This window comes from Aeromonas veronii bv. veronii, assembly GCF_000820225.1.
Lineage (GTDB): Bacteria > Pseudomonadota > Gammaproteobacteria > Enterobacterales > Aeromonadaceae > Aeromonas > Aeromonas veronii.
Genome location: NZ_CDDK01000007.1, coordinates 56,178 through 74,759, shown reverse-complemented (window position 1 = coordinate 74,759; position 18,582 = coordinate 56,178). Strand labels below are relative to the sequence as shown.

16 protein-coding genes are annotated in these 18,582 nt (G+C 59.9%); 10 read left to right on the top strand and 6 right to left on the bottom strand.

From position 1 onward, the window contains the following. Window positions 1–34: 34 nt before the first annotated feature. From BN1139_RS03400 to BN1139_RS03390, 3 genes are read right to left on the bottom strand one after another with little or no spacing between them, the layout of a single operon-like run. Window positions 35–508 (bottom strand): DUF494 family protein, encoded by a 474-nt coding sequence (locus tag BN1139_RS03400; protein ID WP_005339699.1) that lies wholly within the window; start codon window positions 506–508, stop codon window positions 35–37. Next, window positions 501–1,616 carry a DNA-processing protein DprA gene (gene dprA, locus BN1139_RS03395; protein ID WP_005356233.1) on the bottom strand — a complete coding sequence of 372 codons (1,116 nt, stop codon included), beginning with the start codon at window positions 1,614–1,616 and terminating at the stop codon, window positions 501–503. Before dprA ends, BN1139_RS03400 begins: the two co-directional genes overlap by 8 nt. A gap of 1 nt (window position 1,617) precedes the next feature. Beyond that, the gene (locus BN1139_RS03390) at window positions 1,618–2,709 is read right to left on the bottom strand and encodes a LysM peptidoglycan-binding domain-containing protein (RefSeq protein WP_005339696.1); all 1,092 of its coding nucleotides are present in this window, start codon (window positions 2,707–2,709) and stop codon (window positions 1,618–1,620) included. Window positions 2,710–2,817: 108 nt separating this feature from the next. Between BN1139_RS03390 and def the strand changes: the two genes are divergently transcribed. The 5 genes from def (at window position 2,818) to BN1139_RS03365 (ending at window position 8,643) form a co-directional block, all read left to right on the top strand. Then, window positions 2,818–3,330 (top strand): peptide deformylase, encoded by a 513-nt coding sequence (def, locus tag BN1139_RS03385; RefSeq protein WP_005356231.1) that lies wholly within the window; start codon window positions 2,818–2,820, stop codon window positions 3,328–3,330. A gap of 12 nt (window positions 3,331–3,342) precedes the next feature. Next, entirely contained in the window at window positions 3,343–4,287 is a 945-nt protein-coding gene (gene fmt, locus BN1139_RS03380; RefSeq protein WP_005356229.1) for a methionyl-tRNA formyltransferase, read from the top strand. Window positions 4,288–4,347: 60 nt separating this feature from the next. Further along, window positions 4,348–5,640 (top strand): 16S rRNA (cytosine(967)-C(5))-methyltransferase RsmB, encoded by a 1,293-nt coding sequence (rsmB, locus tag BN1139_RS03375; RefSeq protein WP_005356215.1) that lies wholly within the window; start codon window positions 4,348–4,350, stop codon window positions 5,638–5,640. Window positions 5,641–5,727: 87 nt separating this feature from the next. Further along, window positions 5,728–7,104: a Trk system potassium transporter TrkA gene (trkA, locus tag BN1139_RS03370; protein ID WP_005339689.1), complete on the top strand. Its 1,377-nt coding sequence runs from the start codon at window positions 5,728–5,730 to the stop codon at window positions 7,102–7,104. A 96-nt stretch (window positions 7,105–7,200) separates the two neighbouring features. Continuing rightward, on the top strand, window positions 7,201–8,643 hold the full coding sequence (locus BN1139_RS03365) for a TrkH family potassium uptake protein (RefSeq protein ID WP_005356208.1): 1,443 nt from the start codon (window positions 7,201–7,203) through the stop codon (window positions 8,641–8,643). Window positions 8,644–8,884: 241 nt separating this feature from the next. Here the strand turns inward: BN1139_RS03365 and typA are convergent, their stop codons facing one another. After that, a complete protein-coding gene (gene typA, locus BN1139_RS03360; RefSeq protein WP_005339679.1) occupies window positions 8,885–10,696 on the bottom strand; it encodes a translational GTPase TypA in 1,812 nt (603 codons plus the stop codon). A 351-nt stretch (window positions 10,697–11,047) separates the two neighbouring features. On the opposite strand from typA, the gene glnA reads away from it, so the two are divergent. The 5 genes from glnA (at window position 11,048) to add (ending at window position 16,864) form a co-directional block, all read left to right on the top strand. Continuing rightward, complete coding sequence (gene glnA / locus BN1139_RS03355) at window positions 11,048–12,457, top strand: glutamate--ammonia ligase (protein WP_005339672.1); 1,410 nt, start codon at window positions 11,048–11,050, stop codon at window positions 12,455–12,457. Window positions 12,458–12,572: 115 nt separating this feature from the next. Continuing rightward, window positions 12,573–13,151 carry a DUF4124 domain-containing protein gene (locus tag BN1139_RS03350; RefSeq protein ID WP_005356205.1) on the top strand — a complete coding sequence of 193 codons (579 nt, stop codon included), beginning with the start codon at window positions 12,573–12,575 and terminating at the stop codon, window positions 13,149–13,151. Window positions 13,152–13,237: 86 nt separating this feature from the next. After that, window positions 13,238–14,293, top strand: a complete 1,056-nt coding sequence (gene glnL, locus BN1139_RS03345; protein WP_005356202.1) for a nitrogen regulation protein NR(II) — start codon at window positions 13,238–13,240, stop codon at window positions 14,291–14,293. 9 nt (window positions 14,294–14,302) lie between these two features. Further along, window positions 14,303–15,721 (top strand): nitrogen regulation protein NR(I), encoded by a 1,419-nt coding sequence (gene glnG / locus BN1139_RS03340; RefSeq protein WP_005356200.1) that lies wholly within the window; start codon window positions 14,303–14,305, stop codon window positions 15,719–15,721. A 141-nt stretch (window positions 15,722–15,862) separates the two neighbouring features. After that, on the top strand, window positions 15,863–16,864 hold the full coding sequence (add, locus tag BN1139_RS03335; protein ID WP_005356198.1) for an adenosine deaminase: 1,002 nt from the start codon (window positions 15,863–15,865) through the stop codon (window positions 16,862–16,864). A gap of 151 nt (window positions 16,865–17,015) precedes the next feature. On the opposite strand, the gene rmuC is transcribed toward add, so the two are convergent. Next, window positions 17,016–18,356 carry a DNA recombination protein RmuC gene (gene rmuC, locus BN1139_RS03330; protein WP_005356196.1) on the bottom strand — a complete coding sequence of 447 codons (1,341 nt, stop codon included), beginning with the start codon at window positions 18,354–18,356 and terminating at the stop codon, window positions 17,016–17,018. After that, window positions 18,353–18,568, bottom strand: coding sequence for a hypothetical protein (locus tag BN1139_RS03325; protein WP_005356194.1), 216 nt, complete (start codon window positions 18,566–18,568; stop codon window positions 18,353–18,355). Before BN1139_RS03325 ends, rmuC begins: the two co-directional genes overlap by 4 nt. Between the last annotated feature and the right edge of the window lie 14 nt (window positions 18,569–18,582).

The following is an 18,582-nucleotide window of genomic DNA, read 5'->3' as shown; positions in this document are numbered from 1 at the left end:
ATGGCCTGAATTCTACCAGCGCGGCACCGGACTGTCAGTGAATGACGCCGTCTGACTCATCAAACACCAGCTCTTCCATCTGCTGGTAGGCATTTTCACTGCCCGGTACGTTGAACAGCACCATCATGACGACCCACTTCAGGTCATCCAGCTCGATATCCGGCTTGTCCAGCTCGAGCAGGCGCTCGATACAGATCTCGCGGGTTTCGGCATTCAGCACCTGGGCCTGTTCCAGAAAGAGCAGGAAGCCGCGGCACTCGGTGCTGAGGCGTGCCAACTCTTGCGGAGCATAGATACGCATCGAGCCTTGCGCGCTGGCGGTGACATAGACCTCCCGCTCGCTATCGTGCAGATTGGCCAGCCGCTCCAGCCAATCGAGCGCCTTGTCGATCTCTTCTTTATCGAAACCGGCCCGGCTCAACTCGTCGGTGAGCTCATCCTGCTCGACCATCACATCTGCATCGCTGTGGATGTAGGTCTCGAAAAGGTACATCAATACATCAAACATGATTCGCCCTCCTCGCTCTGACGTATCCACCGGCTACCGCCATCACTGCACCGGCCAGCTCCAGCTCTACCAACCTGCCCAATACCACTTCGACAGGAAGCTGGGCCCGCTCGGCAACGGTATCCACGCTCGTGGTCTCATAATCTACGTTATCCAACAAATCGGCATAAGGCAATTCGCTATTATGCGGTTGCTCAGATGGTATGACCGACGAATGTGGCCGTGCGACCCACTCTGGCAGCTCTTCCACTATATCGGCCGCACTCAGCACAAGTTTGGCCCCCTGCTGAATTAATCTGTTGCACCCTATCGCCTGGGCGTTTTGCGGAGCGCCGGGCACTGCAAACACTTCGCGCCCCTGTTCAAGCGCATAGCGAGCGGTGATCAGCGAACCGCTCTGCTCGGTCGCCTCCACCACCAGAGTTCCCAGCGACAGACCACTGATAATACGGTTGCGACGAGGAAAATGTTCAGCCAGCGGTCCTTTATCCGGCGCCAGCTCGGAGATAAGCAAGCCACCTTTCTCCAGAATCTGGCCTGCCAGCCCCTGATGGCGTTTGGGGTAGAGGCAATCCAACCCAGAACCCAACACGGCAAGGGTGATACCGTCACAAGCCAGCGCCTGCTGATGGCAGACACCATCGATACCGAGCGCAAGGCCCGAGGTGATGGCTAACCCGCATCCAACCAGCTCGCTACAGAGGCGGGACGCATTATCTTTGCCTGCATAGGTAGGATGGCGTGTCCCCACCATTGCCAGCTGGGGTAGCGACAGCGCAGCAAGATCGCCACGACAGTAGAGCAACAGGGGTGCCGCGGGAATTTCCCGCAACAAGGGTGGATAAATCGGGTGATCTTGCGGAATAAGGAGATTGTCAGGCAAAGCGGCCCAAGCCAGGCTCTGCTCAACCACCGGCGAGGGCCAGCGCAGTTGTTTGATCTGTTCTGACGACAACCCCATACCATGCAGTTGCGCTTCATCGCTCTGAAACAGGGCCTCAATACTTCCCCCAGCCCGTTCCAACAGACGTGCAGCGGTCACCGGACCGATACCGGTGACCGCATCAAGAGTTAGCCAGAGCGCCAGACGCGCGTCGGGGTAGTTCACGTCAGAAGTGAGTGACCTGATAGCCCGCACTCACCATGTCGTTACTCTGCATGATGAGACCGTAACTCAGCTTGTCATACACCTTGAACAACATGACACGGGCAATCGCTTCGGAGGGCAGTGGTGCCTTCTTGTTGCTGCTGTAAAACACCCGGTTAAAAACCGACGAGAGCTCCTTGTACTGCACATCGCCATTCTTGGTGACCAAGGCAGCACCGGGCCGTCTGACATCCAGTACATCCCCGGCGACCAGTTGATCGCGGCCACCCCGGTTGATCAGCACCACATCAAACTTGCCACCACCCCGGGTCTTGTTCGGCAAATCGATGATATAGCCCGGCGTGATGGCAGGTGCCGCTTTCGGTGTGAAGACGGCGGGCATGTTTTCCTGAGCCGGCAGCGGCATCACCTTGTCGCCCTGCAGCACTTCGCGCTGGTTATGAGTCAGAGTCACCTCAGTCCGATCGCCATCAAGACGCGCCACGGCCCGCACCACACCGGCAAAGATCGCCTCCTGGCCCAGCAGTTCACCGGTTTCGCGATCCTTGTAGACCACTCCGGGGTGATAAATGCCATAAACCTGCCCCGGCGTCAGGGAGCCCTGCACATAGAGGGTGTCCCCCTCCAGCATGCCGATATGCTTCTGATCCGACCCCAGCAGATAGGGCAAGGTTTTCTGCTGCTGGCTGTCAGCCAGAATATGGTCAGTTTGCAGGAAGGGGCCTATCTCGCTGATAGGCAGGGTCGGAATGGGGTTGGCTTTGTTCTCGTAACGGGTTTTCGGGCCGAGACGGATAACTTGCTTGCCCCCCTGCATCGCCTTGCCGAGCCGGGGTTCACCATTGACCCAGCTCAGATGCAGTACATCACCGGGGTAGATCCAGTGAGGATTGGCAATCTGAGGATTGATGTTCCAAAGGCGGGGCCAGAGCCAGGGTTCGGAAAGATACTTGCCGGAGATATCCCACAGGGTGTCGCCTTTTTGCACTACATAACTTTCGGGGTAACCCGCTTTCAGCCTGAGCTGATCGGCCAATGCTGCCTGACTCACGGTCACCAGCAGGCAGGCGAGGATGGTTTGCTTCAGATACATAACACTCCCTGTTACTTCTGTACGCAAAGTGTTGCTGTTTTTTGTCGGCGTAAATGACTAGAATTACGCCAATATTGACTGCATTTATACGAAACTAAAGAAAAAACTATGGCCATTCTAGATGTATTGCGTTTTCCCGATGAGCGCCTGCGCACCGTTGCAGCCCCTGTCGAGACCTTTACACCCGAGTTACAACAGATTGTAGATGATATGTTCGAAACCATGTACGCGGAGGAAGGCATTGGCCTGGCCGCGACTCAGGTCGACATTCACCAGCGCATCATAGTGATCGATGTCTCTGAAAACCGTGAAGATCCTCTGGTATTGATCAATCCGGAGGTCATCGAGCAGTGCGGCAGCACCGGCATTGAAGAGGGTTGCCTCTCCGTGCCCGGCAGCCGTGCTCTGGTGCCTCGCGCTGAACAGATCAAAATCCGCGCCCTGGATCGCAACGGCAAGCCATTCGAACTGGAAGCCGACGATCTGCTCGCCATCTGCATCCAGCATGAGATGGATCATCTGGTCGGCAAACTGTTTGTGGATTACTTGTCCCCGCTCAAGCGCCAGCGCATTCGCCAGAAGCTGGAAAAGATGGCCCGTGAAGATCGCAAAGCCCTCTGAGGATCTGCCCCATTGAATAAGCTGAAACTGATTTTTGCCGGTACTCCCGACTTCGCCGCCCGTCACCTGGCGGCGTTGTTGTCTTCCGACCACGAGGTCGTTGCCGTTTATACCCAGCCTGACAAGCCTGCTGGCCGTGGTCAGAAGCTCACCGCCAGCCCGGTCAAAGAGCTGGCACTGGCCCACAACCTGCCGGTTTACCAACCTGCCTCTCTGCGCAAGGAAGAGGCGCAAGCCGAGCTGGCAGCCCTTGGCGCCGACCTGATGGTGGTGGTGGCCTATGGCCTGATCCTGCCCAAAGCGGTGCTCGATACCCCGCACCTGGGCTGCATCAACGTCCATGGCTCTCTGCTGCCGCGCTGGCGCGGTGCCGCACCGATCCAGCGCTCTATCTGGGCGGGCGATGCCGAAACCGGCGTCACCATCATGCAGATGGATGTGGGACTGGATACCGGCGCCATGATCCGCAAAGTGACCTGCCCCATCGCCGCCGACGAGACCTCCGCCAGCCTCTATGACAAGCTGGCCGAGCTGGGCCCGCAAGCACTGGTCGACACCATCAATGCCATGGCCGCCGGTGAAACCGCTGCCGAGGCGCAAGATGATACGCTGGCCAACTACGCCGAAAAGCTCTCCAAGGAAGAGGCCCGCATCGACTGGTCGATGGACGCTGTTGCCATCGAACGCTGCATCCGCTCGTTCAACCCCTGGCCCATCAGCTGGTTTGAAGTGGCTGACCAGACCGTCAAGGTATGGCAAGCCGCCGTCATTGACAGCGACCACGGCCAACCCGCCGGCACCCTGCTCAAGGCCGACAAGCAGGGAATCGATATCGCTACCGGCAAAGGGGTACTGCGCCTGCTGACCCTGCAACCGCCCGGCAAGAAGGCGATGTCCGTTTCGGATCTGCTCAACTCTCGCCGCGACTGGTTTGAACCCGGCACGCAATTGAATTGAACTGGATTGAATTGACACAAGCGGGGCCCAGGCCCCGACTTGCGCATCTAAGGTAACTCTATGAAAACACGTGCACAGGCCGCTCTCGTTATTCAACAGGTGCTGGATCAGGGTCAATCCCTCTCCGCTGTTCTGCCTGCTGCCCAGGAGAAGGTTGCACCTCGCGATCGCGCTCTCCTGCAAGAACTCTGCTATGGCACCCTGCGCTGGCTACCCCGCCTCGATGCGGCAGTCAACGAGATGATGGACAAGCCGCTCAAAAACAAGAGCCGCATTTTCCACTACCTCATCCTGGTCGGTCTCTATCAGCTCATCTACACCCGCATTCCGGCTCACGCCGCGGTGGCCGAGACCGTCAACGCCGTCAAACTGCTCAAGGGCACCTCCCTGCGTGGCCTCATCAACGGCGTGCTGCGCAACTTCCAGCGTAGCGCCGAAGTCATTCTGCTGCGTATCGACCGCGTTCCCAGCATTCGCCTCGGTCATCCGGAGTGGCTCACCAAGCGCCTGCGTCAGGCCTATCACGATGAGTGGGAATTCATCATGGAGGCGAACAACCAGCGCCCTCCCATGTGGATCCGCAACAACAGCCAGCGCCAGAGCCGCGATGCAATGCTGGCTCGCATGGCCGAAGCCGGCATCAATGCCGTGGCCGGTGAAGAGGGCGAGGATTGCATCCTGCTGGAGCGTCCTTGCGATGTGACCAAGCTGCCCGGCTTTGAAGTGGGTGACTGCTCGGTACAGGATGGAGCAGCACAACAGGCCGCGGCACTGCTCGACCCGCAACCGGGTGAGTGGGTACTGGATGCCTGCGCGGCACCTGGTGGCAAGACTGCCCACCTGCTGGAGCGTCAGCCCAAGCTGGCTGGCGTGGTTGCCGTCGATGCCGACGAAAACCGCCTCAAGCGGGTGCAGGAGAACCTGGATCGCATCGGCCTGACCGCCAAGGTGATCCATGGCGATGCCGCGGCGCCGGAACAGTGGTGGCCGGAGGGCCAGTTCGACCGCATCCTGCTGGATGCCCCCTGCTCCGCCACCGGCGTCATCCGCCGCCACCCAGACATCAAGTGGCTGCGCCGTGATCAGGACATTCGCGAGCTGGCCGAGCTGCAGCGCCGCATTCTCAATGCCCTCTGGGGCAAGCTGAAAAGCGGCGGCACCCTGCTCTACGCTACCTGCTCCGTCCTGCCGGAAGAGAACCGCGAACAGATCCGCGCCTTCCTTGCCGCGACCAAAGATGCCAAATTGGTACCGTTGCACGAACAGGACACCCCGGACTGCCCGGGTCGCCAGTTCCTGCCGGGTGAAGCCGAGATGGATGGCTTCTACTACGCCAAACTGGTCAAGCTCTGAGCCGGGCATGACAAACCTCATTCGGGAGAGCTGCCAGATCCATTCTGGCGCCCCCCTTTACAGCATCAACGTGAGTAGACGTTCCCTATGAAGATCATCATTTTGGGAGCCGGCCAGGTCGGCGGCACCCTGGCCGAGAACCTGGCCGGGGAGAACAACGACATCACCATCGTCGACACCGACAGCGAACGCCTGCGCGAACTGCAGGACAAGTTTGACCTGCGGGTGGTCAACGGTCACGGCGCCCACCCCAAGGTGCTGCGCGAAGCGGGCGCCCAGGATGCCGACATGCTGGTCGCCGTCACCAACAGTGACGAGACCAACATGATCGCCTGTCAGGTGGCCTACTCCCTGTTCAACACCCCGAACAAGGTGGCACGGATCCGCTCACCGGCCTATCTGACCGAGCGGGATCGCCTGTTCCTGCCGGAATCGGTGCCGGTGGATCACCTGATCGCGCCGGAACAGTTGGTGACCGACTATGTACGTCGCCTGATCGAATACCCGGGCGCCCTGCAAGTGGTTGATTTTGCAGGTGGCCGCGTCGGTCTGGTAGCGGTCAAGGCCTACTACGGTGGCCCGCTGGTGGGCAACGCCCTCTCGACCCTGCGCGAGCACATGCCCAACATCGAAACTCGGGTAGCGGCCATCTTCCGTCAGGGCCGCCCGATCCGTCCGCAAGGTACCACCATCATCGAAGCGGATGACGAGGTCTTCTTCGTTGCCGCCGCGGGCCATATCCGTGCCGTGATGTCGGAGCTGCAGCGCCTCGAGAGCCCCTACCGCCGCATCATGATCGTCGGTGGTGGCAACATCGGCGCGGGTCTCGCCCGCCAGCTGGAGAAGCGCTACAGCGTCAAGCTCATCGAGCGCAACCAGAAGCGGGCGGAGCAGCTCTCCGAACTGCTGGAGAACACCATCGTCTTCTGTGGCGATGCGGCAGATCAGGAGCTGCTGGCCGAGGAGCACATCGACCAGATCGACGTCTTCATCGCCGTGACCAACGAGGATGAGGCCAACATCATGTCGGCGCTGCTCGCCAAGAAGATGGGCGCCAAGAAGACCATGGTGCTGATCCAGCGCGGCGCCTACGTCGATCTGGTGCAGGGTGGCTCTATCGATATCGCCATCTCGCCCCAGCAAGCCACCATCTCGGCGCTGTTGACCCATGTGCGCCGAGCCGATATCGCCAACGTCTACAGTCTGCGCCGCGGCGCTGCCGAGGCGATCGAGGCGATTGCCCACGGTGACGAGAACACCTCCAAGGTGGTCGGCAAGACGGTGGGCGAGCTCAAGCTGCCGCCGGGCACCACCATCGGTGCCGTGGTGCGCGGGGATGAGGTACTGATCGCCCACGATCGCACCAAGATCCAGCAGGATGACCACGTGGTCATGTTCCTGGTGGACAAGAAGTACATCCCGGAAGTGGAGCGGCTGTTCCAGCCAAGCCCCTTCTTCCTGTAACCTCTTCATGCACACAGGCTGTCAAACCAGACCCGGCTCAGCTCCCCCAAGGGGATGGTCCGGGTCTTTTGTTAATCAACGACCAGGTTATCGAACATGATCAAGCTGCGTCCCATTATCTTCACCCTCGGGCTGGTGCTCTCCAAGCTGGCGCTCTTCATGTGGCTGCCCACCTTGCTGGCACTGCTCACCGGGTCAGAGGGATTTGTCGAGTTTCTCAAGTCCGTGCTGATCACCCACGGCGCCGCCCTGCTCTGCCTCCACTACGGCCGCAAGGCGGAGTTTCATCTGGGGGTGCGGGAGATGTTCCTGCTCACCACCTCGGTCTGGGTGGTGGCCTGCGCCTTCGGCGCCCTGCCATTTGTCTTCATCACCCACATCAACTTTACCGACGCCTACTTCGAGACCATGTCGGGGGTGACCACCACGGGCTCTACCGTGCTCTCCGGCCTCGACAACATGGCTCACAGCATCCTGTTGTGGCGCTCTATCCTGCAGTGGCTGGGGGGGGTCGGCTTTATCGTGATGGCGGTTGCCGTACTGCCCTACCTCAACGTCGGCGGTATGAAGCTGTTCCAGACCGAGAGCTCGGACTGGTCGGACAAAAGCGCCCCGCGTGCCAAGACGGTAGCCAACAACATCGTCGTGGTCTATCTGGTGCTCTCCATGCTCTGCTTCATGGCCTACTGGGCCAGCGGCATGAACATGTTCGAGGCGATCAACCACGCCATGACCACTCTCAGTACCGGCGGCTACTCCACCTCCGATCAATCCATGTCCCACTTCTCCAACTCGGCACACTGGATTGGCACCCTGTTCATGTTCCTCGGTGGCCTGCCCTTCCTGCTCTATGTGCAGAGCCTCAACCACAGGGACAACAGCCTGTTCAAGGATGCCCAGGTGCGAGGTTTCTTCTGGCTGGTGGTGTGGGTCACCGCCATCATGACCCTCTATCTGTGGCAGCGGGATCTGTTCAGCTTTATGGATGCCCTGCGCATCAGCTGCTTCAACATCGTCTCGGTACTCACCACCACCGGCTACGGCCTTGGTGACTTTGGCACCTGGGGGCCGCTCGCCAGCATCGTCTTCATCGTGCTGCTGGCGCTGGGGGCCTGCTCAGGCTCCACTGCGGGCGGCCTCAAGATCTTCCGGGTACAGGTGGCGTTTGCCCTGTTCAGAAAGCAGATGCGCCAGCTGATGCACCCCTCTGCCGTATTCCCCCAGAAGTACAACGGCCGGACGGTCAATGACGCCATCATCCGCTCGATGATCTCCTTCGTACTGGCCTACTTCGCCATCATTCTGGTGATAGCCTCACTGCTGGGCGCCATCGGGCTTGACCCTCTGACGGCCATATCCAGCTCCATCACCGCCGTTGCCAACGTCGGCCCGGGCATGGGCCCTGTGGTCGGCCCCAGCACCAACTTTGCCAGCCTTCCGGAATCGGCCAAATGGCTGCTGTCATTCGGCATGCTGCTGGGACGACTGGAGATCCTGACGGTCGCCGTGCTCTTCTTCCCCTCCTTCTGGCGCCAGTAATCCCTCACTGCAAGCCAGCAAAAAGCCGCAGCGTTCATCCGCTGCGGCTTTTTTATCTCACCCATCCCCGCGACCTTCGCTCAACGCTCATCAGCCCCATTACCGGATAGCCTGAACGAGCTCATTAGGATGGCCAGAGCGGATCACAAGCATAAAAAAACGGACCCAAACCAGAGGTTTGGGTCCGTTTATCAGTGAACCGTCAGCGGCCGCAAGGGCTGCCGAGACTCAGCACATAGCATTAACCACGGCCAGAGCGCTTGCGATCCAGCTCGGTCAGCAATTTCTTGCGGATACGGATGTTCTTTGGAGTCACTTCTACCAGTTCGTCGTTATCGATGAACTCGAGAGCCTGTTCCAGAGTCATGCGGATCGGCGGAGTCAGCACTTGAGCTTCGTCGGTACCGGAGGCACGCATGTTGGTCAGCTGTTTGCCTTTCAGGCAGTTAACAGTCAGGTCGTTGGAACGGGAGTGGATACCGATCACCTGGCCTTCGTACACTTCGGTCGCGTGACCGATGAACAGACGACCACGGTCTTGCAGACCGAACAGGGCGTAAGTCAGTGCTTTACCGGTAGCGTTAGAGATCAGCACGCCATTCTGACGCTCGCCGATGCTGCCACCCTTGTGCGGACCGTAGTGGTCGAAGGTGTGGTACAGCAGACCGGTACCTGAGGTCATGGTCATGAACTCGGTCTGGAAGCCGATCAGGCCACGGCTCGGGATCATGAAGTCCAAGCGGACACGACCCTTGCCATCCGGCGTCATGTTGGTCATTTCGCCCTTACGCAGACCCAGTTGCTCCATCACGGAACCCTGGTGCGCTTCTTCAACGTCCACAGTTACGGTTTCGAACGGTTCTTGCAGAACACCATCAACGGTACGCAGGATTACTTCCGGGCGGGACACAGCCAGTTCGTAACCTTCGCGACGCATGTTTTCGATCAGGATGGAGAGGTGCAGTTCACCACGACCGGATACACGGAACTTGTCCGGATCATCAGTCTCTTCCACGCGCAGGGCCACGTTGTGGACCAGCTCCTGGTTCAGACGCTCCAGAATGTTACGGGAGGTCACGAACTTGCCCTCTTTACCGGCGAACGGTGAGGTGTTGACCTGGAAGGTCATGTTCACGGTCGGCTCGTCAACGGAGAGCGGCGGCAGGGCTTCAACGGCACCGTTGTCACAGATGGTGTCGGAGATTTTCAGCTCGCCCAGACCGGTGATAGCGATGATGTCACCCGCTTGCGCGTCGGTAACTTCAGTACGGGACAGACCCAGATAACCCAGCACCTGACCGACTTTACCGTTACGGGTCTTGCCGTCAGCACCAACGATGGTGACTTGCTGGTTGGTCTTGACGCGACCACGGGTGATACGGCCGATACCGATAACGCCCACGTAGGAGTTGTAGTCCAGCTGGGAGATCTGCATCTGGAAACCACCTTCGGCATCAGCCTTCGGCGCTTCAACGTTGTCAACGATAGCCTGGAACAGCGGCTCCATGTTCTCGGACTCGACGTCCTGATCCATGGTGGCCCAACCGTTCAGTGCAGAGGCGTAAACAACTTTGAAATCCAGCTGTTCATCAGTCGCGCCCAGGTTGTCGAACAGGTCGAATACCTGATCCATTACCCAGTCAGGACGAGCACCCGGACGGTCAACCTTGTTGATGACCACGATCGGCTTCAGACCCTGAGCGAACGCTTTCTGGGTCACGAAACGGGTTTGCGGCATCGGGCCGTCAACGGCGTCAACCAGCAGCAGCACGGAGTCAACCATGGACAGTACGCGCTCTACTTCACCACCGAAGTCGGCGTGACCCGGGGTATCAACGATGTTGATGCGGTAGTCATTCCAGCGGATCGCAGTGTTCTTGGCGAGAATGGTGATGCCACGTTCCCGTTCCAGATCATTGGAGTCCATGATCCGTTCCTGGCCTTCCGTGGAGCGGTCCAGGGTGCCGGACTGCTGCAGCAGCTTATCAACCAGAGTCGTTTTGCCGTGGTCAACGTGCGCAATAATCGCAATATTGCGTAAATTCTCTAACATTCTCGCCTCAATCACCGGGTAAAATTGGGCGCTAATTGTACTCTTGCCTTTGTGATCTGCCTAGCAGAATTGCAGTACATTCGCGCATAACAACAGATCTGGATCATAGACCTCTCTGACAAACCCTGCTTAGATGGGCAGTGACCGTATTTCACGCACCATTACAGTGCACCAAAACGATCCACCATCGCACTAAATTGATGCAACGCGAGTCGAGATCGCCTGATTTTGGGGAGCCTCTTCAGCGAGATTGCCCTGAAATCAAGCTGTCACAAACTTGGCACGATACTGGCTTATGTGAATACGACGACGCATTCACCCAGAGAGTTTTAACACCGGAGGTTACTTAGCATGTCAGCCCAGAACGTTTTGGCCCTGATCCAGGAACACGAAGTCAAGTTTGTTGATCTGCGCTTTACCGACACCAAGGGTAAAGAGCAGCATGTATCCATCCCTGCTCACCAGGTTGATGAAGATTTCTTCGAAGACGGCAAGATGTTCGATGGTTCCTCCATCGGCGGCTGGAAGGGCATCAACGAATCCGACATGGTACTGATGCCGGACGCAGCCTCCGCCAAGCTGGACCCGTTCACCGAAGAGACCACCCTGAACATCGTTTGTGACGTGCTGGAGCCTGCCACCATGCAGGGCTATGACCGCGATCCGCGCTCCATCGCCAAACGTGCAGAAGATTTCCTGAAGTCCAGCGGCATTGCTGATACCGTGCTGTTCGGGCCGGAGCCGGAATTCTTCATGTTCGACAACATTACTTTCTCCAACACCATGGGCCACAGCTTCGTGAAAATCGAATCTGAAGAAGCCGCATGGAACTCCGGCACTGCCTATGAGCATGGCAACAAGGGTCACCGTCCGTTCGTGAAAGGCGGTTACTTCCCGGTTGCACCGGTCGACTCCTCCCAGGATATCCGCGCCGCCATGTGTCTGGTGCTGGAAGAGATGGGCCAGGTCGTTGAAGCTCACCACCACGAAGTGGCTACTGCCGGTCAGAACGAAATCGCTACCCGCTTCAACACTCTTACGCTGAAAGCTGATGAAGTACAGGTACTGAAGTACGTGATCCACAACGTGGCCCACGCCTACAACAAGACCGTTACCTTCATGCCGAAACCCATGTTCGGTGACAACGGCTCCGGCATGCACTGCCACCAGTCTCTGGCCAAGAACGGCGTCAACCTGTTCGCTGGCGACCTGTATGGCGGTCTGTCCGAGATGGCTCTGCACTACATCGGCGGTATCATCAAGCACGCCAAGGCCATCAACGCCTTCGCCAACCCGACCACCAACTCCTACAAGCGTCTGGTTCCGGGTTATGAAGCACCGGTCATGCTGGCCTACTCTGCCCGCAACCGCTCTGCCTCCATCCGTATCCCGGTGGTACCGAGCCCGAAAGCCCGTCGTATCGAAGTGCGCTTCCCGGATCCGGCTGCCAACCCGTACCTGGCCTTCGCAGCCCAGCTGATGGCCGGTCTGGACGGTATCATCAACAAGATCCATCCGGGCGATGCCATGGACAAGAACTTGTACGACCTGCCGCCGGAAGAAGCCGCAGAAGTACCGACTGTTGCCGGTTCTCTGGACGAAGCCCTGGCCGCTCTGGATGCTGACCGCGAGTTCCTGACCCGTGGCGGCGTGTTCAGCGATGACTTCATCAACTCCTATCTGGAACTGAAACAGCAGGATGTTGACCGTGTACGCATGACCCCGCACCCGCTGGAGTTCGAACTGTACTACTCCGTCTAAGTCTCAGCAGACTGGCCGTTTAAATCTGGTCAGCTTGCTTAATCGTGACAAAACCCGCCATCTGGCGGGTTTTTTCTCTGATAGGATTAAGCAAAATACCGTCAAGGAGAGATGGATGAACAACAAGCATGGCATAGGGGTACTCAGCCTCCTGTTGCTGACCTCGTTCGGTGCGGACGCAGCCAAGGTCTACTCCTGGGTCGATGGCAATGGCATCACCCACTACTCGGATGCGCCACCACCCGGCAAAAACGCCAAAGAGGTCGATCTGCGGGTCGCCCCGCTGCTGGGCAGCAGCGCGCCCAGATCGGTGCAGGTGGATAACTTCAACAGCTTGACCGGCGCCGATGCCAAGAAAGAGAAAGAGGCGGCCAAGCTGACCATCGAACTGCTCTCCCCGGAACAGGGCAGCACCCTGCGCGACAACACCGGCAACATCGTCTTTCAGGGCACCATCAGCCCCAAACCTCCGACCCAGTATGATGTGCGCCTGACCCTGGATGGCAAAGCCGCCCCCATCGTCAGCAACAGCCTCTCTGTCCGCGTCGAAAACGTCGATCGCGGCGCCCACGAGGCTCAGCTCGAGCTGCTCGCCAAAGACGGTACGATCCTTGCTAAATCCAGTGCAGTCACCTTTTACCTGCATAGAGCGAGCGTGACGCCGGCTCCCAAACCCACCCCCAAAGCCGACTAAGGGTGATATAGCGCACCGATGCGGGTAAACTCTATGCACCATATCGGTGCATAACAGGTGTGTAGCACCGTTTTAGGGAGAAACCTGTGCCAACCCGCTCGGACAACGCCAAAACACTCTTGGATAATTTGCTGACCGCCGTGATCCTGATGGATGAGCGGCTCTGCATCCAGTTCGTCAACCCGGCGGCTGAACAGCTGCTCTCCCTCAGTGAACGCAGGCTGATCGGCATCGAACTGCCCCATCTGCTGGAACATATCTCCCTCGATTTGCAGCGGCTCAAGCAGTGCCTCGTGTCAGGGCAAGGCTTTACCGATAGCGAAGTGACTCTGGTGGTAGAGGGAGAACCGCGACTGGTAGAGTTGAGCGCAACCCCGATGGCCGACCACGAACAGCGTCTGCTGGTGGTGGAGCTGCGCAAGATCGACCAGCAGAAGAAGATCAGTCAGGAGCAGCAGCAGCATGCCCAACAGCTGGCGGCCAAGGAGCTGGTGCGCGGGCTGGCCCACGAAATCAAGAATCCCCTCGGCGGCCTGCGCGGCGCGGCCCAGCTGCTGCAAAAAGAGCTGCCGGATCCGGCGCTGCGCGAATATACCGGCATCATCATCGAACAGGCTGACAGGCTGCGGGTACTGGTCGATCGGCTGCTCGGCCCCCAGCGCCCCGGCCGTCACCAGATGCACAATGTCCATTCGGTGCTGGAGCAGGTACGCCGACTGGTGGAGCTCGAACTCCCTCCCTCTGTTCGCATCGAGCGGGATTACGACCCCAGCATTCCCGAATTCGAGATGGAGCCGGATCAGCTGCAGCAGGCGTTTCTCAACATAGTGCGCAACGCCGCCGAAGCGCTGGGGGATCAGACCGGGCTTATCCGTATCAAGACCCGCACCGCGTTCCAGATCACCATCCACGGCCAGCGTTACCGGCTGGCAGCGGAGATCAAGATCATCGACAACGGCCCCGGTATTCCGGACGCCATTCGCGACACCCTGTTCTATCCCATGATCACCGGCAAGGAGGGGGGAACCGGGCTCGGCCTCTCCATCGCCCAGAACCTGATCGACCAGCACAAGGGGCGGATTGACTGCATCAGCTGGCCGGGTCACACCGAATTCACCATTTTTCTACCGCTTCGCAAGTAAGGGAACCCCATGACCGCCAAAGTGTGGATCGTCGATGACGACAGTTCTATCCGCTGGGTGCTGGAGCGCACTCTCGGCAGCGAAGGCTTCAACTGCGAGAGCTTTGCCGATGGCGAGGCCCTGCTGCACGCCCTTGAGCTGCGCTCGCCCGATGTGATCCTCTCCGATATCCGGATGCCCGGCATCGATGGTTTGAGCCTGCTGGAGCAGATCCACCGCCGTCAGGCCGATCTGCCCATCATCATCATGACCGCCCACTCGGATCTCGACAGCGCGGTCAACGCCTACCAGCGCGGCGCCTTCGAGTACCTGCCCAAACCGTTCGACATCGACGAAGCCGTGACCCTGGTGCGCCGCGCCGAGAATCATCTCAAGGAGCAGCGCACCAAGCGCAAGTCTCGCCAGCAAGAAGCCACCGCCACTCCCGAGATCATCGGTGAGGCACCGGCGATGCAGGAGGTGTTCCGCGCCATCGGTCGCCTGTCACGCTCCAGCATCTCGGTGCTGATCAACGGTCAGAGCGGTACCGGCAAGGAGCTGGTCGCCCACGCCCTGCACAAGCACAGCCCGCGCGCCCACAAGAACTTTATCGCCCTCAACATGGCGGCTATCCCCAAAGATCTCATCGAATCCGAGCTGTTCGGTCACGAGAAGGGGGCTTTCACCGGCGCCAACAACATCCGCCACGGCCGCTTCGAGCAGGCCGACGGCGGCACCCTGTTTCTCGACGAGATCGGTGACATGCCGCTGGATGTGCAGACCCGGCTGCTGCGGGTCTTGGCCGACGGCCAGTTCTACCGGGTCGGTGGCCATCAGCCGGTGCAGGTGGATGTGCGGATCATCGCCGCCACCCACCAGAATCTGGAGAAGCGGGTCGCCGATGGCGAGTTTCGCGAGGATCTGTTCCACCGCCTCAACGTCATCCGCATCCACATCCCCGCCCTCAAGGAGCGCCGTGAGGATATCCCCCAGCTGGCCCGTCACTTCCTGCTGCGCGCCGCCAAAGAGCTGAACGTCGAGGCCAAGAGCCTGCACCCCGATACCCAGGCCTATATCAGCCGCCTGCCATGGCCGGGCAACGTGCGCCAGCTGGAGAACGTCTGCCGCTGGCTTACCGTGATGGCCTCGGGGCAAGAAGTGCTGGTCGGCGACCTGCCTGCCGAGCTGCTCACCCCCATCACCCACAACGCCGAACCCGGCCAACCGGCGATGCCAGGTTGCTGGCAGCAGCAGTTGCAGGAGTGGGTGGCCAGCAAGTTGGCGCTGGGAGAAACCGACATCCTGGCAGATGCCATGCCCCAGTTCGAACGGATCATGCTGGAGACGGCGCTGGAACACACCCACGGCCACAAGCAGGAGGCGGCACGCCTGCTCGGTTGGGGCCGCAACACCCTGACCCGCAAGCTGAAGGAACTCGATCTCTCCTGAGTCCCCGGGAAAAACGATTCCCATCACGCCCTGACAAATCACCACCCGCCAGAACCCCGTTTAACCGTAAACGGGGTATCTTTTTTGAAAGCCCCGCCTAGAATGGCAGGCTTTCAAACCTGACTCGACGAGGGCGCCCCCATGATTGACAGATCTCTCCCCCTGACCGACCTGCACCGCCATCTGGACGGCAACATCCGCCCGCAAACCATCCTCGAGCTGGGTCGCCAACACAATATCCCGCTGCCCGCCTTCGAGCTGGAAGCACTGCGCCCCCACGTACAGATCGTCGAAAACGAGCCGAGTCTGGTCGCCTTCCTGAAGAAACTGGACTGGGGTGTGGCCGTGCTGGCCGACTATGACGCCTGCCGCCGGGTCGCCTACGAGAACGTGGAAGATCTGCTGCGCGCAGGTATCGACTATGCCGAACTGCGCTTCAGCCCGGCCTATATGGCGATGGCCCACAAGCTGCACCCGCAGGGCGTGGTGGAAGCCATCATCGACGGCGTGGCCGCGGGCAGCCGTGACTTCGGCATCAAGACCAACCTGATCGGCATCATGAGCCGCACCTTCGGCACCGAGCAGTGCAATCAGGAGCTGGCCGCCTGTCTGGCCCACCGCGACAAGCTGGGCGCCATCGATCTGGCCGGTGACGAGCTGGGCTTCCCGGGGGAACTCTTTGTCGACCACTTCCGCAAGGTGCGCGATGCAGGCATGCGCGTCACCGTACACGCCGGTGAAGCCGCTGGCCCCGAGAGCATGTGGCAGGCCATTCGCGAGCTGGGCGCCGAGCGTATCGGCCACGGCGTCAAAGCGATTCAGGATCCGGCCCTGATGGCCTATCTGGCCGAGCACCGCATCGGCATCGAATCCTGCCTCACCTCCAACATCCAGACCACTACGGTAGCGAGCCTGACCGAGCACCCGATCCGCCAGTTCCTGGCCGCCGGCGTGCTGGCCTGCCTCAACACCGATGACCCGGCGGTGGAAGGGATCGACCTGCCGCACGAATATGAGGTGGCAGCTCCGGCCGCCGGCATGACGGCAAGCGAAATCCGCACTGCCCAGCAGAACGGGCTGACCCTGGCCTTCCTGAGCGATAGCGAGAAGGCCGAACTGAGCGCCCGCGCCGCCAGCCGCTGATCCACGCCGGCAGTACAAATAAAAACGGCCCACTTCGGTGGGCCGTTTGCTTTGCGGATTTCTGATGATGGGTAAGCATTCGGCCAGCTGGCAGATAGCAAAAGGCCCAAACCGGGTTTGGGCCTTTTGCTGATGTCGGTGCAGGGGAAAACTACTCCTGCTCCTTGTCGCGTTCCAGCGCGCGCTCAACTAGCGGCTCGGGTAGGCTCTTTGTTACCTCCACCCCCAGCTCACGGAAACGCTCGACCTGCGCAATCAGGTTGCCACGGCCGTTGACCAGCCGCCCCATCGCCTTGTCGTAGCTCTCCTGCGCCTTGTGCAGGCTGCCGCCCATCTGCTGCATCTCCTCGACAAACAGCCGCAGCTTTTCGTAGAGACGACCGGCCCGCTCGGCGATCTGGCGGGCATTCTGGTTCTGCCGCTCATAGCGCCACAGATTCTCGATGGTGCGCAGCGCCACCATCAGGTTGGTGGGGCTCACCAGCAGGATGTTGTTGTCGAGGCCGTAACGCACCAGCGAGGGATCGGCTTCCATCGCGGTGAGGAAGGCGGGCTCCACCGCCACGAACATCAGCACATAGTCGAGGGTGCGCACCCCGGGCAACTGCTGGTAATCCTTGCGGCCCAGCTCGCGGATGTGGTTGCGCACCGAGGCGACGTGCTCCTTGAGCGCCACCGCCTTCTCCAGCTCGTCATCGGCGTTGTACCAGCGTTCGTAGGCGGTCAGCGACACCTTGGCGTCGATGATGATGTCTTTCTCTTGTGGCAGGTGGACAATCACGTCGGGCTGGTAGCGCTTGCCCTTCTCCACTTCGATATTGACCTGGGTGTGGTACTCGTGGCCCTCGCGCAGACCGCATTCGCTGAGGATCCGCGCCAGCACCACTTCACCCCAGTTGCCCTGCTGCTTGCTGTCGCCCTTGAGGGCGCGGGTCAGGGCGGCCGCCTCTTCGGTCATGCGGGCATTGAGCTCGGCGAGGCGCTCCAGCTCGAACTTGAGGCTGTGGCGCTGAGCCGTCTCCTGGGCGTGAGTCTCCCCCACCTGACGGCGAAAGCCCTCGAGCTGTTCCTTGAGTGGCGTGAGCAGCAGATCGAGACTGTTCTGATTCAATTCGCGGAAGTTGCCAGAGTTTTTCTCGAAGATCCGGTTGGCGAGATTCTCGAACTGCTGGCTGAGGCGCTGCTCCGCCTCCTGTTGCAGTTGCAGCTTCTCGACGGCGGCCAACCGTTCGCTGCGCAGGGTCGCTTCCGCATCCTTGAGGCGGGCGGTGAGCTTGATGAGCAGGGTCTGCTGCTGATCCAGCTTCTGCTGGCCCTGCATCCGCTCATCCTGCAGTTCGTCAAAACGCTCCTGCAGCGCCTGATAACGCTCCTGTGCCAGCAGCAGCTCCTGAGTCTGCGCCGTGCTGCTGCGCCGGCCAATCAGCCAGCCTGTTCCGAGTGCCAGCAGGGCGGCTGGCAGCAGGATGACCCAGAGCCCGGGCTCGATCATTTACGGCTCCGCTGGCGCAGGAAGAGTTCGAGATAGCGGTTAACCAGGATCCAGATCACCACGTAGATGAGGTAGGCGGCCAGCACCACCCACTTGTGGGTGTTGACGCCGGTATCGAGCTCGGCGAACTCGATGCCCTTGATGCGGCAGTAGGCCCACATCAGCAGGGGAAAGACATAGAGCAGGGACGCACGCCAGAGAAATAGCCACATATGTTTTCATTCAA

What these genes read in the sequence shown, in the direction of transcription:
- BN1139_RS03400 (WP_005339699.1), bottom strand. Translation starts at nt 508, where the DNA reads ATGTTTGATGTATTGATGTACCTTTTCGAGACCTACATCCACAGCGAT.
- BN1139_RS03390 (WP_005339696.1), bottom strand. Translation starts at nt 2,709, where the DNA reads ATGTATCTGAAGCAAACCATCCTCGCCTGCCTGCTGGTGACCGTGAGT.
- def (WP_005356231.1), top strand. Translation starts at nt 2,818, where the DNA reads ATGGCCATTCTAGATGTATTGCGTTTTCCCGATGAGCGCCTGCGCACC.
- rsmB (WP_005356215.1), top strand. Translation starts at nt 4,348, where the DNA reads ATGAAAACACGTGCACAGGCCGCTCTCGTTATTCAACAGGTGCTGGAT.
- trkA (WP_005339689.1), top strand. Translation starts at nt 5,728, where the DNA reads ATGAAGATCATCATTTTGGGAGCCGGCCAGGTCGGCGGCACCCTGGCC.
- BN1139_RS03365 (WP_005356208.1), top strand. Translation starts at nt 7,201, where the DNA reads ATGATCAAGCTGCGTCCCATTATCTTCACCCTCGGGCTGGTGCTCTCC.
- typA (WP_005339679.1), bottom strand. Translation starts at nt 10,696, where the DNA reads ATGTTAGAGAATTTACGCAATATTGCGATTATTGCGCACGTTGACCAC.
- glnA (WP_005339672.1), top strand. Translation starts at nt 11,048, where the DNA reads ATGTCAGCCCAGAACGTTTTGGCCCTGATCCAGGAACACGAAGTCAAG.
- BN1139_RS03350 (WP_005356205.1), top strand. Translation starts at nt 12,573, where the DNA reads ATGAACAACAAGCATGGCATAGGGGTACTCAGCCTCCTGTTGCTGACC.
- glnG (WP_005356200.1), top strand. Translation starts at nt 14,303, where the DNA reads ATGACCGCCAAAGTGTGGATCGTCGATGACGACAGTTCTATCCGCTGG.
- add (WP_005356198.1), top strand. Translation starts at nt 15,863, where the DNA reads ATGATTGACAGATCTCTCCCCCTGACCGACCTGCACCGCCATCTGGAC.
- rmuC (WP_005356196.1), bottom strand. Translation starts at nt 18,356, where the DNA reads ATGATCGAGCCCGGGCTCTGGGTCATCCTGCTGCCAGCCGCCCTGCTG.
- BN1139_RS03325 (WP_005356194.1), bottom strand. Translation starts at nt 18,568, where the DNA reads ATGTGGCTATTTCTCTGGCGTGCGTCCCTGCTCTATGTCTTTCCCCTG.